The 15,557-nt window shown below is 72.3% G+C and carries 13 protein-coding genes; 7 read left to right on the top strand and 6 right to left on the bottom strand.

The window, feature by feature from the left end; all coding sequences use genetic code 11:
• Positions 1 to 110: 110 nt before the first annotated feature.
• On the bottom strand, positions 111 to 1,676 hold the full coding sequence (locus OG811_RS18905) for an aldehyde dehydrogenase family protein (protein ID WP_406067528.1): 1,566 nt from the start codon (positions 1,674 to 1,676) through the stop codon (positions 111 to 113).
• A gap of 501 nt (positions 1,677 to 2,177) precedes the next feature.
• Here OG811_RS18905 and OG811_RS18910 point away from each other — a divergent pair.
• Positions 2,178 to 5,078, top strand: coding sequence for a glycoside hydrolase family 9 protein (locus OG811_RS18910; RefSeq protein WP_406067530.1), 2,901 nt, complete (start codon positions 2,178 to 2,180; stop codon positions 5,076 to 5,078).
• A gap of 107 nt (positions 5,079 to 5,185) precedes the next feature.
• Here the strand turns inward: OG811_RS18910 and OG811_RS18915 are convergent, their stop codons facing one another.
• Positions 5,186 to 5,830 (bottom strand): response regulator, encoded by a 645-nt coding sequence (locus OG811_RS18915; protein WP_406067531.1) that lies wholly within the window; start codon positions 5,828 to 5,830, stop codon positions 5,186 to 5,188.
• Complete coding sequence (locus OG811_RS18920; RefSeq protein ID WP_406067533.1) at positions 5,782 to 7,080, bottom strand: sensor histidine kinase; 1,299 nt, start codon at positions 7,078 to 7,080, stop codon at positions 5,782 to 5,784. Before OG811_RS18920 ends, OG811_RS18915 begins: the two co-directional genes overlap by 49 nt.
• A 205-nt stretch (positions 7,081 to 7,285) precedes the next feature.
• Between OG811_RS18920 and OG811_RS18925 the strand changes: the two genes are divergently transcribed.
• Positions 7,286 to 8,866, top strand: a complete 1,581-nt coding sequence (locus OG811_RS18925; RefSeq protein ID WP_406067534.1) for an apolipoprotein N-acyltransferase — start codon at positions 7,286 to 7,288, stop codon at positions 8,864 to 8,866.
• Between the two features lie 23 nt (positions 8,867 to 8,889).
• Positions 8,890 to 9,420, top strand: coding sequence for a DUF488 family protein (locus tag OG811_RS18930; RefSeq protein WP_406067535.1), 531 nt, complete (start codon positions 8,890 to 8,892; stop codon positions 9,418 to 9,420).
• A 1-nt stretch (position 9,421) separates the two neighbouring features.
• On the opposite strand, the gene OG811_RS18935 is transcribed toward OG811_RS18930, so the two are convergent.
• The 3 genes from OG811_RS18935 to bioB are packed head-to-tail and all read right to left on the bottom strand — an operon-like array spanning position 9,422 to position 11,142.
• Positions 9,422 to 9,928, bottom strand: coding sequence for a GNAT family N-acetyltransferase (locus tag OG811_RS18935; protein ID WP_406067537.1), 507 nt, complete (start codon positions 9,926 to 9,928; stop codon positions 9,422 to 9,424).
• Position 9,929: 1 nt separating this feature from the next.
• Complete coding sequence (locus OG811_RS18940) at positions 9,930 to 10,139, bottom strand: hypothetical protein (RefSeq protein WP_406067539.1); 210 nt, start codon at positions 10,137 to 10,139, stop codon at positions 9,930 to 9,932.
• 7 nt (positions 10,140 to 10,146) lie between these two features.
• Positions 10,147 to 11,142 (bottom strand): biotin synthase BioB, encoded by a 996-nt coding sequence (gene bioB / locus OG811_RS18945; RefSeq protein WP_406067540.1) that lies wholly within the window; start codon positions 11,140 to 11,142, stop codon positions 10,147 to 10,149.
• 154 nt (positions 11,143 to 11,296) lie between these two features.
• Here bioB and OG811_RS18950 point away from each other — a divergent pair, with 154 nt between their 5' ends.
• The 4 genes from OG811_RS18950 to OG811_RS18965 are packed head-to-tail and all read left to right on the top strand — an operon-like array spanning position 11,297 to position 15,523.
• Complete coding sequence (locus OG811_RS18950) at positions 11,297 to 12,433, top strand: 8-amino-7-oxononanoate synthase (protein ID WP_406067542.1); 1,137 nt, start codon at positions 11,297 to 11,299, stop codon at positions 12,431 to 12,433.
• Between the two features lie 55 nt (positions 12,434 to 12,488).
• Complete coding sequence (gene bioD, locus OG811_RS18955) at positions 12,489 to 13,214, top strand: dethiobiotin synthase (RefSeq protein ID WP_406067544.1); 726 nt, start codon at positions 12,489 to 12,491, stop codon at positions 13,212 to 13,214.
• 54 nt (positions 13,215 to 13,268) lie between these two features.
• Entirely contained in the window at positions 13,269 to 14,849 is a 1,581-nt protein-coding gene (locus OG811_RS18960; RefSeq protein ID WP_406067546.1) for a sensor histidine kinase, read from the top strand.
• Positions 14,846 to 15,523 (top strand): response regulator, encoded by a 678-nt coding sequence (locus OG811_RS18965; protein ID WP_406067548.1) that lies wholly within the window; start codon positions 14,846 to 14,848, stop codon positions 15,521 to 15,523. Before OG811_RS18960 ends, OG811_RS18965 begins: the two co-directional genes overlap by 4 nt.
• Positions 15,524 to 15,557 lie beyond the last annotated feature (34 nt).

The raw sequence follows: 15,557 nt of genomic DNA on the forward strand, positions 1-15,557 counted from the left end.
GGCTGACACCGCTGGGCAACCGGGCGGCAACAGGCTGGGGTGAGGCTCTTGTCGGGGAAGGGCCCTTCCTGACGCCCGGGGCGTCAGGAAGGGCCCTCCCTGCGCCTCGGTCAGGTGGTGGGATAGCTGTTGTAGTCGGGGAAGTTGCCGTAGAGCCGACTGTCGCCACCGACGGTGACGGCATGCACGAGCAGGTCGCCGCCGACGAACGCGCCCTTCCAGGAGGCGCCCCGGCCGCCGAACGGCTCGTCCCGGTCGCCGCGCGAGCGCGGCTTGTTGATGCCCACCTTGAACGCCTGCAGGTCCACCGCGAGCTTGCCGGCCTCGTCGGTGTCATCGCAGGCCAGCGACGCCACCAGTGCGCCGTTGGAGGCGTTCATCGCGGCCAGCAGCTCGTCGCTGGTGTCCACCACGACGATCGTGTCGACCGGCCCGAACGGCTCGGCGTGCATCAGCCGGGACCGGCCGGGCGGGGCGAGCAGCACCGACGGCGCCACGTACGCCGAGGTGTCCTGCCCGGGCAGGAACGGCGCTCCGGTCAGCTTGCCCCGGTGCAGCGGCACCGCGCCGCCGCGGACCGCCTCGTCGACCTTACGGCGCAACTCGTCGGCCTTGGCGGCGCTGATCAGCGGCCCGAAGTCCAGCTCGGGCAGCGGGTCGCCAGCGGCCCAGTCGTCGCCGACGGCGAGCGGGTGGCCGAAGCGGACCGAGCGCACGACCGGCAGGTACATGTCGAGGAACTCGTCGACCAGGTCGCGTTGCACCACGAACCGGGGGTACGCGGTGCAGCGCTGCTTACCGTACTCGAAGCCCTTCTTGAGGTGCGTGGCGAGCAGGTCCCACTGGGAGAAGTTCCAGATGCCCCAGGCGTTGAGGCCCTCCTGCTCGATGAAGTGCCGCTTGTCGCTGTCGAGCAGCGCGGCGGCCACCTTGCCGCCGTTGGAGCGGCCGCCGACGAACGCGACCGCGCCGATCTCGGGCGCCCGGACGAGCACCTCGGACAACTCCTCGCCGCTGCCGGAGACGAGGGTGGCGGGAAGGCCGGCTCGGCGCATCAGCGCGTGCGCGACGGTCAGGCAGACCGCGCCGCCCTGGGACGGGGTCTTGGCGATGACCGCGTTGCCGGCCAGCAGTTGGACCAGCTCGGCGTGCACCAGGACGCTCATCGGGTAGTTCCAGGAAGCGATGTTGCTGACGGGACCGTCCAGTGGCTCGCGGCCGTCGGCGAGCATCCGGTCGATCTCGCCCGCGTACCAGCGGACGCCGTCGAGCGCCCGGTCCACGTCGGCGCAGGCCAGCCGCCACGGCTTGCCGATCTCCCAGACGAGCAGAAGCGCGAGCAGGTCACGGTGGGCGGTGAGGGCGTCCAGGGCGTCGCAGACCCGGGCCTTGCGGTCGCCCAGCGGGGTCTGGGCCCAGGCCCGGTGCGCGGCGGCGGCGTACGCGACCGCAGCGCGGGTGGAGTCGGCGTCGAGCCGGGGCAGGTTGATCACGACGGTGTTGTCCACCGGCGTGCGGACCGGGGTGGGCTGGCCGACCGCCCGCCAGTCGCCCTCGACCAGGTTGTGCAGGGTGGTGACGCCGTCCACTTCGGCGCCGAACGCCTCCGGGGTGGCGGCCACCGCGCGGGCCAGGACGTCGGACCAGGCGGTGCCGTCGGCGAGTCGTAGTGCCATCGCGTTCTCCTCAGGGTTGACCGGGGAGCGGCGGCGTCGACGGCACCGCTGATGGTCGGTACTGTCTCGCGCACGGTAGTCGGTCAGCAACCGTACGTTTGTCTGGCTGGATTCCGGTCGACCGAAGTCGCTCGATGGCCGACTCCGAGAGAAGGGTCATGACCAGCGAGTACGGCAGTCAACTCATCGGCCCACATGAATGATGTGACGTTGTTGGCTGGGTTACCCGCCAGTACGGAAGGCGGGTCGGGACGTGGGTCGGGGACGTCCGATGTGGAGGAGCGCGAGGTATGCGAAACGCCCACGACCGGCTCCCGGAGCGATGGCGCAACACGGGCTTCCCAATCGACGACGTGCACATTACATTGTCGTTTATCCATGGGAGCGCTTCCACGCCTGCCCGTGGTCACACCGCCACCCCGCTGTCGCCGGTGGCCGTGCCGCCCCCACGCCGTCCCGCGTCGGTGCGACCGCCGGCGGCGCCTCCGACAGGAGCCCTTCATGCGCCACCTGACCCGGCCGTCCACCGGCCACCCCGGCCGGTCGCCGGTTGCCGACCAGCCCTGGCCCCGGCGGTTGCTGGCCGCCGGCGTCGCCCTGCTCACCGGGCTGTCCCTCGCGGTCACCGCGCCGCCGGCCGGGCCCGCGTCCGCCGCGCCGGCCTACAACTACGCCGAGGCGTTGCAGAAGTCGCTGTTCTTCTACGAGGCGCAGCAGTCCGGTCGGCTGCCCGACTGGAACCGGGTCTCCTGGCGCGGCAACAGCGCTCTCACCGATGGCGCCGACGCCGGACTGGACCTCACCGGCGGCTGGTACGACGCCGGCGACCACGTCAAGTTCGGCTTCCCGATGGCGTTCAGCGCCACAATGCTCGCCTGGGGCGCGGTGGAATACCGCAGCGGTTACACCGCATCCGGGCAACTGCCACACCTGCTCAACAACCTGCGCTACGTCAACGACTACTTCATCAAGGCACACCCGTCGGCCAACGTCCTCTACGGGCAGGTCGGCAAGGGCGACGACGACCACAAGTGGTGGGGTCCGGCCGAGGTGATGGCGATGGCGCGGCCCGCGTACAAGATCGATGCGAGCTGTGGCGGCGCGGACCTGGCGGGGGAGACGGCCGCCGCGATGGCAGCCTCCTCGATGGTGTTCCGGCCGACCGACGCGGCCTACGCCGACCGGCTGCTCGGGCACGCCCGACAGCTCTACACCTTCGCCGACACGGTGCGGAAGTCCTACCACGAGTGCATCACCGACGCGACGAGCTTCTACCGGTCGTGGAGCGGCTGGCAGGACGAGCTGGTCTGGGCCGCGATCTGGCTGCACCGGGCCACCGGCGAGGCCAGCTACCTGGCCAAGGCCGAGAGTGAGTACGACAAGCTCGGCACCGAGAACCAGTCCACCACCCGCTCGTACAAGTGGACCATCGCCTGGGACAACAAGCAGTTCGGGGCGTACGTGCTGCTGGCGAACCTGACCGGCAAGCAGAAGTACGTCGACGACGCCAACCGCTGGCTGGACTACTGGACCGTCGGGGTGAACGGGCAGCGGGTGCCGTACTCGCCGGGCGGGATGGCGGTGCTCGACTCCTGGGGTGCGCTGCGCTACGCCGCCAACACCTCCTTCGCCGCGCTGGTCTACAGCGACAAGACCACCGACGCCACCCGCAAGGCGCGCTACCACGACTTCGCCGTCCGGCAGATCAACTACGCGCTCGGCGACAACCCGCGCAACTCCAGCTACGTCATCGGGTTCGGCGCCAACGCACCGAAGAACCCGCACCACCGCACCGCGCACGGGTCCTGGTGGGACAGCCAGACCGTGCCCGTCGAGACCCGGCACACTCTCTACGGCGCGCTGGTCGGCGGCCCGTCCTCGGCCAACGACGCGTACAGCGACAGCCGGTCGGACTATGTGATGAACGAGGTCGCCACCGACTACAACGCCGGCTTCACGTCCGCGCTGGTCCGGCTGACCTCCGAGTACGGTGGCACGCCGCTCGCCAACTTCCCGGTCGCCGAGACGCCGGACATCGACGAGCTGACCGTGGAGACCACGGTGATGCAGGCCGAGCCACGGGCCACCGGGCTCAAGGCGATCGTCTACAACAAGTCGGCGTTCCCGGCGCGCGCACTGACCGACGGCCGGTTCCGCTACTACTTCCGGCCCGACGGCACCGGCCCGGTGCAGGTCACCGCCGGCTACACCCAGGGCTGCCCGTCTCCGACCACCGCCAAGCAGTTCAGCGGCGACATCTGGTATGTCGAGGTGAACTGCACCGGCTACACCATCGCACCCGCCGGGCAGTCGCAGCACCGGATGGAGGTCCAGTTCAAGATCGGCGTGCCGGAGGGTGGCACCTGGGACCCGACCAACGACCCGTCGTACCAGGCCACCGCCGGGCCCAACCGGAAGGTGCCGCTCTACTCCGGCACCACCCGGGTCTGGGGCGACGAGCCGGGACCGACCGTGCCGGACACCACCGCGCCGACCGTGCCCGGCACCCCCGCCGCGTCCGGACTCACCGCCACCTCCGTCACGCTGACCTGGTCCCCCTCCACCGACGCCGGCGGCAGCGGCCTGGCCGGTTACGACGTCAGCCAGGAGACGGTCGGCAGCGACGCGGTGGTGTCGTACCCGACCAGCACCAACAGCCTGACCATCAGCTCGCTCGCGTCGGCCCGGACGTACCGGTTCCGGGTGAGCGCCCGCGACGGCGCCGGCAACCGGTCGGCGCCCTCGGCGGCGGTTCAGGTGACCACACCGGGCGGGGGTGGCTCGGACACCACCGCGCCGACCTCGCCCGGCATCCCGACCGCCTCGGCGGTCGGCCCGAACGGGTTCACCCTCACCTGGGGGCCGGCCACCGACAACGTCGGCGTCACCGGCTACCGGGTCTACCGGCAGACCTGGCCCGTCGACACCCTGGTGGCCACGGTCACCGGCACCACGTACGCCGCCACCGGGCTGACCCCCGCCACCACGTACGGGCACTACGTGGTCGCGGTGGACGCCGCCGGCAACGCCTCGGCCCCGTCGCCCACCGTCACGGTGACCACGGCGCCGGCCCAGCCCACCGCGCCGTGCAAGGTCGAGTACGCGACCAGCGACTGGAACACCGGGTTCACCGCGAACCTCACGCTCACCAACACCGGCACGACCGCTCTCAACGGCTGGTCCCTCGCCTTCACCTTCCCGAGCACCGGGCAGAAGGTGGGCCAGGGCTGGTCGGCCAACTACACCCAGACCGGCACGGCGGTCACCGCGACGAACCTGTCGTACAACGGGACGCTGGCGCCGGGGGCGTCGATTGGCTTCGGCTTCAACGGCACCCACACCGGCGCCAACCCGAAGCCCACGTCCTTCACCCTCAACGGCACCCCCTGCACCGTCTCCTGACGGCGCCCACCGGATCGTGGTCGGTCACCGTTCCGCACGGACGGTGACCGGCCACGAGTACGCCCCGAAGCCGCCGTTCGACGCCGGCTCACCGGCGACCCTGGCCCCTACCCGTTGAGGTAGGCGAGCACGGCGCGTACCCGGCGGTTGTCGCCGTCGGAGGGCGGCAGGTCGAGCTTGCTGAAGATGTTGGCGATGTGCTTGCCGACGGCGCCGTCGCCGATGACCAACCGTTGCGCGATGGCGGCGTTGGAGCGGCCTTCGGCCATCAGGGCGAGCACCTCGTGCTCCCGCCGGGTCAGCCGGGCCAGCGGCTCGTCCTTCGCGGTGCGGGCCAGCAGCCGGGAGATGACTGTCGGGTCCATCGCCGTGCCGCCGGCGGCGACCCGGCGCAGCACGTCGAGGAACTCGTCCGTGCTGGTGACCCGGTCCTTGAGCAGGTAGCCGATGCCACCGGCGTCGTCGGTCAGCAGCTCGCGGGCATAGAGCTGCTCGACGTACTGGGACAGCACCAGAATCGGCTGGCCGGGTATTCGACGGCGTGCCGTCAGGGCTGCCTGTAGTCCTTCGTCGGTGAACGACGGGGGCAGCCGCACGTCGACCACGGCCACCTCCGGTCGCTGCTCGGACAGCGCCTCAAGCAGCGCCGGACCGTTGTCGACGGCCGCGACGACGGTGATGCCGTGTGCCTGCAGCAGCCGGGTCAGTCCGTCGCGCAGGAGAGCGTGGTCTTCGGCGAGGACAACTCGCATGGCAGCTCCATGGTCACTGTCGTGGGTCCACCTGGTGGGCTGTTCAGGGTGAGGGTGCCATCGAAGGCGGCGAGCCGCCGCTGGATTCCGCGCAGCCCGGTGCCGCGCCCAATCTCCGCGCCGCCGCGCCCGTTGTCGGCGACGGTCACCCGGAGCATGCCGTCGCGGTGCCGGATGTCGATCGACACGCGCTCCGCGCCGGAGTGCTTGGCTGCGTTGGCCAGGACCTCGGAGATCGCGAAGTACGCGGCGGATTCCACCGCGGGCGCCAGCCGGCCGGGCAGCTCGGCCGAGACAGTCACCTTCTGGCTGCTGTCGAGTGCCACTGCCCGCACCGCGTCGGGCAGCCCACGATCGGCCAGCACGGGCGGGTGGATGCCCCGGACCAGGTCGCGCAGCTCGTTCAGCGCCTTTGTTGATGCCGTCCTGGCTTCGCCCACAAGCGCCCGCGCGGTCTGCAGGTCGTGATCCAGCAGTTGTTCGGCCGCGCTGAGGGTCATGCCCATGGCCACCAGCCGGGCCTGGGCGCCGTCGTGCAGGTCGCGTTCGATCCGGCGTAGCTCCGCAGCCTGGCTTTCCAGCGCATCCGTGCGGGTTTCGGTCAGGCGCCGCACTCGCAGGGCCAGGGCGGTGTGGGGTGTGGGTGCCAGCAGCCAGCGCGTGAAGCGGGCGTGGGTCAGCAGTGACCGGGGGCCGATGGCCAGGCCGAGCAGCACGATGGCCGCGCCCAGCGCCGCCGCCGACCATGCGGTGACCGGGCCGGTGACGTGGATCATGACGTACCAGTTGTTGCCGCCCGCGTCGACGATGGGTCGCCACACGATCGGCTGGGCGAGGCCGAACAGCCCGAACGCGAGGACCGCCGCCGGCAGGACCGCGACGGAGGCGCCGACGATCGGGGCGAGTAGCAGCCACAGCAGGTCCCGCCAGGTCGCCGGGTCGGTGAGGAGCCAGGCCCAGCGCTGCCACCACCCCTTTGCACCGGCGGCGATCGGCGGTCGCGGCCGGTACGGTACGGGGATCTCCACCCCGCTCCAGGTGTCGGCGAGACGTCGCGAGTGGTCGGCCAGCTTCCGGATGGCCATGATCGTCGCCGGGACCAGGAAGACGCCGGGAAAGAGGACGGTGCCGACGGCAACGGTCAACAGCACCGTGAGCAGGACCGCCTGCAGCGACAGTCCGAACAGGACCAGCCCTCGTCCGGCGGCAACCAGACCACGGCGGCCCCGTTCAGCGATCTGGTTGCGCATTGTCATCTCCCCGTCGGACGTTGTCTCGCCCAGTATTCAGGCGAGCCGGGCCCGACGCACGGGCCCTGGGACCCGGACCCGTGCGGGGGTTCAGCTCCACCACGGTTGCGGGGGCTGGCCGGATGGGCCCGACGACGTCATTTTCCTACCTTTCCGTCAGCGGCTCCTGCCGCCTGCCCTATCCGAGGAAGGTGAGGACAAAACGATGCGAGGATCGCGCTTGCCGCAACCGGCCGATCGGCTCGGCTACCTGTGGCTGGGGATCGGCACCGTCCTGTCGTTGTTCGCGGTGCACGGGCGCTGGGACGTGCCCGTGGCGGCGTGGCTGTACGGCGTCTTTCTGCTGCGTTACACCCGTACCCGCCGGCCGTTCGTCGGGTTCGTCGGCGTCTGGGCGGCATCGGCGGTCAGCGCCGCGTTCTGGCTGTACGAGTCGGGTGTGGACGTGCTCAGCCCGATCCTGTTGTTGTGCCTCGCGTTGAGCACCGTGCTGACGGTGCCGTACCTGGTCGACCGGCTGCTCGCGCCGCGGCTGGGCGTACCGGGCGCGTTGGTCGCCACGCTGGTGTTTCCACTGGCCCGGGTCTGCGCCGAGTACGTCAACGCCATGTTCAGCCCGGCCGGTAGCATCTTCGGGTCGCTCGCCGCCACCCAGCACGACAACCGGCCACTGCTGCAGGTCGCCGCGGTCACCGGCAGCTACGGCGTCAGCTTCCTGATCGCGTGGTTCGCGGCCGTCTGCGCCGGCGTCTGGGAGCGTCGGTTCTCCTGGCCGGCAATCCGCATCCCGGTTCTGGCGTACGGCGTGGTGCTGGGCATGGTCGTCATCGGCGGGGGTGTCCGGCTCGCGCTCTTTCCGCCCTCCGCCGGCACCGTCCGCGTTGCGGGGGTCAGCCCGACGCGTTCGGCCCTGGCCCACCGGACCGCGATGCTGGACAGTTTCGCCTCCCTGTCGCAGTTGGCCCAGGCTGACCCCGCGCTGCTCCGCCCGGTCTTCGCCACCGTCACCGACGACCTGCTCGCGGCCAGCGAACGCGAGGCCCGCGCCGGAGCACGGATCATCGTCTGGCCGGAGACCGGCGCGGGCGTCCTGACCGGCGACCGGGCCGAACTGATCACCCGGGTCGGGGTACTCGCCCGCGCCCACGGCGTGTATCTGGAGCTGGGTCTCGGGGTGCTGTCCCGCCAGCAGCCGTACGTGCGGAACCAGGCCGTCCTCATCGACCCACGCGGCCAGGTGGTCTGGACCTACGAGAAGGCGCACCCCGTCCCGGGCCTGGAGGAACTCACGCCAGGCGACGGTGTGGTCCCGACGGTCGACACACCGTACGGTCGGCTCGGGAACCTGATCTGTTTCGACGCCGACTTCCCCAGCCTGGCGCGGCAGGGCGGCAGCCAGGGGGTGGACCTGATGCTGGTGCCGTCCAACGACTGGCGGGAATTCGGCGAGGCGCACACGGAGAAGGCCACCCTCCGGGCGATCGAGAACGGCTACTCGCTGGTCCGGCAGGACACCAACGGGCTGGCGCAGACGGTCGACTACCAGGGCCGGGTCCTCGCTTCGTCCAACTACTTCACGAGCGACCAGCAGACCATGGTCGCGTACGTGCCGTCCAAGGGAGTACGCACGATCTACGCCGCGGTCGGTGACGTGTTCGCCTGGCTGTGCGTCGCGGCGCTGGCCGTGCTGGTCGGCGTAGCCGCCCGCCGCGCCGTGCGGTGGCCCGTGCGGCCCCTTGCCGGCCGACCCGCCGTAGCCAAACGAGCATCGGTGGGTTCTCCCTGAGCGATCCGGGGCAAGCTGACCTGGTGGAGCGGGTGTTGCTGACGGTGGGGCACGGGGCGGCCGACCAGGCGCGGCTGGGGGAGCTGCTGGCCGGCGCGGGGGTCGCGCTGGTGGTGGACGTGCGGCGGTACCCGGCCAGCCGGACCAACCCGGACGTGCGGCGGGAGGCCCTCGAGCGCTGGCTGCCGGGGCGGGGCATCGACTACCGCTGGGAGCCCCGCCTCGGCGGTCGCCGGCACGTCCGGGCCGGGGAACCGGAGCCGGACACCTGGTGGACGGTCGCCGCGTTCCGGGCGTACGCCGCGTACACCCGTACCCCCGACTTCACCGCGGCCCTGGACGCGGTGCTCGCCGACGCGGCCCGGCGGGCCACGGTGGTGATGTGCAGCGAGAGCGTCTGGTGGCGCTGCCACCGCCGGCTGATCGCCGACGTGGCGGTGCTCGGTCGCGGGGTCCCGGTGCGGCACCTCATGCCCGACGGCCGGCTCAGCCCGCACCGGCCGGCCGAGGGCGCCCGCCGTCTCCCCGACGGCCACCTGGTCTGGGACCGCTGACTCAGTCGGCCAGTTCGTCGGCGAGGAGGTCCATCAGCAGGCCGTCGTGCCAGCGACCGTCCGCGCCGCGTTCGTAGCGGCGCATGATGCCCACCGGGCGGAAGCCCACCTTCGCGTACGCGCGGATCGCCGCGGTGTTCGCCGCCGCCGGGTCGATGGTGAACCGGTTATGGCCATGCTCATCGATCAGGTGCCGGACCAGGGTGCGGATGGCGTCCCCGCCCAGGCCGGCGCCGCGTACCTCGGGGTCGAGGAAGAGGTCCAGGCTGGCGTGCCGGTAGTCCGGGTCGGTTTCGGCGGACCACTGGATCGCGCCGACCACCCGGCCGTCGTGCTCGATGGCGTAGACGGTCAGCTCGTCGTCGGCCAGGTCGGCGCGGATCTCCCCGGCCAGGTCGTCGCCGCCGCGCCACCAGCGTCGGACCTCCGGGGTGGCCCGGATCGCCGCGAGTGCGGGCACGTCCGCGTCCGTCGCCGGTCGCAACGTCACCGCCCGCCCCTTGAGCACGTCAGCCCCGAATCTCGCCGTGCTCGACGCAGACCGCCGACCAGCCGGTCGGCACCACCTGCACCTTCATCCGCCGCCGGCAGTGCGCGCAGTAGCGCGGCGGCTCCAATGCCCGGGCCGCCGCGCACGCCTCGTGCGCGCCGGCGTCGGCCGGCTCGCCGCAGCGGTCGCACCAGCGCTGCGCCGCCGCGGGCTCGACAAGCTCGGTCACCACAACCTCACAGGGTCGCCGACAGCGCCTTGACCGGCATCTTCAGCTCGTCCAGCAGCTTCAGGTCGTCGGTCGTGGACCGGCCCAGCGTGGTCAGGTAGTTGCCGACGATCACCGCGTTGATGCCGCCGAGCAGACCAGCGCGGGTGCCCAGGTCACCGAGGGTGATCTCCCGGCCGCCCGCGTACCGCAGGATGGTGCGCGGCATGGCCAGCCGGAACGCGGCGATGGCCCGCAGCGCGTCCTTGCCCTCCACCACCGGGAGGTCGCCGAGCGGAGTGCCGGGGCGCGGGTTGAGGAAGTTGAGTGGCACCTCGTGCGGGGCCAACTCGGCGAGCTGCGCGGCGAACTCGGCCCGCTGCTCGACGGTCTCACCGAGGCCGAGGATGCCACCGCAGCACACCTCCATGCCGGAGTCGCGAACCATCCGCAGCGTCTCCCAACGCTCCTCCCAGGTGTGCGTGGTGACCACGTTGGGGAAGTAGGACCGGCAGGTCTCCAGGTTGTGGTTGTAGCGGTGCACGCCCATGTCGACCAGGTCGTCGACCTGCTCCTGGGTGAGCATGCCCAGCGACGCGGCAACCTGGATGTCGACCTCCGCCTTGATGGCGGCGACGCCCTCGCGCATCTGCTTCATGAGCCGGGCGTCCGGGCCGCGCACCGCGGCGACGATGCAGAACTCGGTCGCCCCGGTCTTGGCGGTCTGCTTGGCCGCCTCGACCAGCGACGGGACGTCCAGCCAGACCGAGCGCACCGGGGAGGTGAACAGACCGGACTGGGAGCAGAAGTGGCAGTCTTCCGGGCAGCCGCCGGTCTTGAGCGAGACGATTCCCTCGACCTCGACCTCCGGGCCGCACCAGCGCATCCGCACGTCGTGGGCGAGCTGAAGGGCGGCGGGCAGGTGCTCGTCGGGCAGGTTCAGCACGGCGAGGATGCCGGCCTGATCGAGGCCGACACCGTCACCCAGGACCTGGGTCCGGGCCTGGTCGAGGATCTCTGGCATGGCTCGTACCCTACAAGGCCCCCCGATCAGCCGGAATGACCTGGCAGCCGTCGACCCTCGCACCGAGTGGATTCGGCGGGCCGATGGTGGCGGGTGGTAATTTCGCCCGGCGGGTGTCGGGCTGACCGGCGCGGACAGCGGCGAAGGGGTGACGGTGGCGGATTGGCTGGCGGCGCTCGACCGCCGCGCGGAATTGCGGGCAAAGGCCGGGCTGACCCGGCGACTGCACCCGCGTCCCGCCGACGATCAGATGACCGATCTGGCCGGCAACGACTACCTCGGCCTGGCCACCCACCCGGAGGTCACCGCCGCGGCCACGGCGGCACTGTCGGCGTACGGGCTGGGGGCGACCGGGTCGCGCCTGGTGCGTGGCTCCACGGACGCCCACCAGGTGCTGGAGGACGAGCTGGCGCAGTGGCTGGGCACCGACCGTGCCCTCGTCTTCTCCTCCGGCTACCTGGCCAACCTCGGCGCGCTGCGGGCACTCGTCCAACCTCGGACGTTGCTCGTCTCCGACGCGCACAACCACGCCTCCCTGATCGACGGCTGCCGCATCTCCGGCGCGGAGACGGTGGTCGCCCCGCACGGCGACGTGGACGCGGTCGCCACCGCACTCGTGGCCGCTCCGGGCCGTCCGGCGGTGGTGGTGACCGAGTCGGTCTTCTCGGTCGACGGTGACCTCGCCCCGCTGGCCCGGCTGCACGCGGTGGCCCGCCGGCACGGTGCGTTGCTGCTGGTCGACGACGCGCACGCGCTCGGCGTGACCGGTCCGGCCGGCGCGGGCGCGGTGGCCGCCGCCGGGCTGGCTGGCGAGCCGGACGTGGTGGTCACCGCCACCCTGTCCAAGGCGCTCGGTGGTGCCGGTGGAGTGGTCGCCGGCCCGGCTGAGTTCGTCCGGCATCTGGTCGAGACCGGGCGCACGTTCATCTTCGACACGGCGCTGCCACCGGCGGTCGCCGCCGGTGTGCTCGCCGCGCTGCGGCTGGCCCGGGTCGGCGACGACCTGCGTTCGGAGCTGTCCGACCGGGTGGGGTTGGCGGTCGGTCGACTGCGTGCGGCCGGGCTGACCGTCTCCGCGCCGGACGCGGCGGTGATCTCGGTGACCGCCCCCGGGCCGGAGGCGGCGACCGCCTGGGCCGCCGACTGCCGGGACCGGGGTGTCGCGGTGGGCTGTTTCCGGCCGCCCTCCACCCCGGACAGTCGCTCCCGCCTGCGGCTCACGGTAAGCGCCGGAGTGCCCCGGGCGGCCTTCGAGCGGGCCCTGGACGTCATCGTGGAATGTGCGCCGTGAGCGCGAGGAGTGAGCCGGGTTTGCGAGCCCCGCAGTCGCGAACAGAGGTGGCCCGGTGAGCGGGTGGGAGGGGCCGGTTCTGGTTACCGGGACCGACACCGAGGTCGGCAAGACGGTGGTGACCGCGGCGATCGCGGCCGCCGCGCAGGCTGCCGGGTTGCGGGTGGCCGTGGTCAAACCGGGCCAGACCGGCACGGCCGGCGGTGAGCCCGGCGACGTGGACGCGGTCAACCGGCTGGCTGCCCCGCTGACCGGCCGGACCCTGGCCAGTTATCCGGACCCGCTCGCCCCGCTGGCCGCCGCCCGGGTCGCCGACCTGCCGCCGCTGGAGTTGTACGCGGCGGTGGACGCCGTCCGTGACGAGGCGGACAAGCACGACCTGGTGTTGATCGAGGGCGCGGGTGGGCTGCTGGTGCCGATGGGGCTGCGTCCGTCGGGCGAGTTGTGGACGGTGGCCGACCTGGCGGTGTCGCTCGGTGCGCCCGCGGTGGTGGTCGCTCGGGCCGGGTTGGGCACGCTCAACCACACCGCGTTGACCCTGGAGGCACTCGACCGGCGTGCCGTGCCGGCGGGCGTGGTGATCGGCGCCTGGCCGGCCAGACCGGAGTTGGTGCACTGGACCAACCTCACCGACCTGGTGCCGAACCTGCTCGGCGCGGTGCCCGACGGCGCCGGCGCGATGGACCCCGGCGTGTTCCGGCGCTCCGCGCCGGGTTGGCTCACTCCGGCCCTGCACGGTGTGCTCGACGACTGGCGGGTCTGGGCCGAGGAGAGCGGCTGAACACCTGACTTTCGTCGGTGTCCGCGCAGGTCGCGCGTGGGTAGCCTGACCGCCGTGCGGATCCTCGACTCCTGGCCGCCAGGTTGGCTGCACCGGCGGCGTCGCCTGCTGCTGGACGCGCTGCTCTGGGCGGTGATCGCCGCCCCGGTCGGCTACGCCGAGGTCACCCCGCCCTATCCGCGGTACGCGTTGCCACTGCTGGTCGGCAAGCTGCTGCTGCTTGGCGCGGCGGTGGTGGCGAGTCGACGCCGACCGGTGGTCGCCCTCGTGCTGGCGGTGCTCGGGTCGGTTGTCGATGGCAACTTCGTGTTCGCCATTCCGGTCTTCAGCTATCTCGCTGGGCGGCGCAGCGCCACCGCGGGCCCGGCGGCCGTGGTCTTCGTGCTGATCGCGGCCGGCGGCACCGCGCTCAACCTGGGGCTGCTCGGCACCGGCGCGGCCACCTGGTTCCTGCTCGCCTCGGTGCTGCTCTTCGCCGCGGTGTTCCCCTGGTTGATCGGCCGGTACCGGCGCCAGCAGCAGGAGTTGGCCGACGCCGGTCGCCGGCACGTCGACGCGCTGACCCGCGAGGAGCGCGGTGCCGCCGAGCGGATCCGGCTGCGGGAACGGGCTCGGATCGCGGGGGAGATGCATGACTCGCTCGGTCACGACCTCAGCCTGATCGCGTTGCGCGCCGCCGCCCTGGAGGTCGCCGCCGACCTCGACGTGCGGCACCGGGCCGCGGCGGGGGAGTTGCGGGCCAGTGTCTCCGCCGCCACCGAGAGACTGCACGAGATCATCGGGGTGCTCCGCGAGGAGGGCGGCGCTTCGGTTCGTCCGAGCGGGGAGACCGTCGCCGACCTGGTCGAGGGTGCCCGGGAGGCCGGCATGGCGGTACGGCTGGACGCCGCCCCGGCCGTCGCGGAGCTACCGGCGATGACCGGCCACGCGGCCCACCGGATCGTCCGTGAGGCGCTGACCAACGCTGCCCGGTACGCACCGGGCGCTTCGGTCGATGTGCACCTCACCCGCGACGGTGACCGGATCGCGGTGGCCGTCGTCAACGGCGCTCCGCCGGCTGGGCCGCTGCCCGCTCCGTCATCGCAGGGCAGCGGGCTGCTCGCACTCGCCGAGCGGGTCCGCCTCGCCGGTGGGACGCTCGATGCCGGCCCCCGCGCCGACGGCGGTTTCGTCGTACGGGCGGCGTTGCCGGTCACCGCACCGCCGTTGGAGGTCCTAGAGTCGGCGGACCCTGGGGTGGGCCGAGCGTCACCCTCCGGCGATGGCGAGCCCGGTCCGGTGGAGCGGCCCGTGGACGCGGAGCGGCGGCTGCACGACGCCCGCCGACGAGTCCGGCGCAGTCTGCTCGTGGCGCTCGTGGCGCCGGTCGGCTTCGCCCTGGTGCTCTCCCTCGTCTACTACCCGGTGGTGACCGCCGGGACGGTGCTGGACCGGGCCACCTTCGACCAGATGCGCGTCGGCACGGCCCGGTCGGAGCTGACCGGGCTGCCTCGGCGGCAGTTGACACGTCCCATGGCGGCTGACCGGGCCGAATGCGAGTACTACACCGACGGGAACTTCCCGCTTGCGCAGCCGACCTGGCGGCTCTGCTTCACGGACGGCCGGCTGGCCAGCAAGGAATGGGTCGCGTGGTGAACACCGACAGGGGCGGGGCACCGCCGGTCCGGGTGGTCCTGGCCGACGACGAGGCGATGATCCGGGCCGGTGTCCGAGCGATCCTCGCCACCGATCCCGGCATCGAGGTGATCGCCGAGGCCGGTGATGGACGCGCGGCGGTGGAGCTGGTCCGTGCGCACCGGCCTCGGGTCGCGCTGCTGGACATCCGGATGCCGCGACTGGACGGGTTGGCTGCCGCCGCCGAGATCCGCCGGGTTGTGCCGGAGACCGCGACGATCATGCTGACCACGTTCGGCGAGGACGACCACGTGGCCCGGGCACTCGGGCACGGCGCCAGCGGGTTCCTGCTCAAGGCCGGCGACCCGCGTGAGTTGCTCGCCGGTGTGCACGCCGTCGCCGACGGCGGTGCGTACCTGTCGCCGAGGGTGGCCCGCCGGGTGATCGAGTTGGGCGCCGGGCGGTTGGCCCGCCGGCCTGCCGCGCGGGACCGTACGGCGGGGCTGACCGAGCGCGAACGGGAGGTGCTCGCCCTGGTCGGGGCGGGGCTGTCCAACGCCGAGATCGCCCGCCGACTGCACCTGGTGGAGGGCACCGTGAAGAGCTACCTGACCAGCATTTTCACCCGGCTGGACGTGCGCAACCGGGTGCAGGCGGCGATCCTCGCGTACGAGGCGGGGCTGGTCGACGGCTGAGCGGGGGCCTCCACGGCCCCCACTCAGCCCGCAC

The organism is Micromonospora sp. NBC_01638, assembly GCF_045209745.1.
GTDB lineage: Bacteria > Actinomycetota > Actinomycetes > Mycobacteriales > Micromonosporaceae > Micromonospora.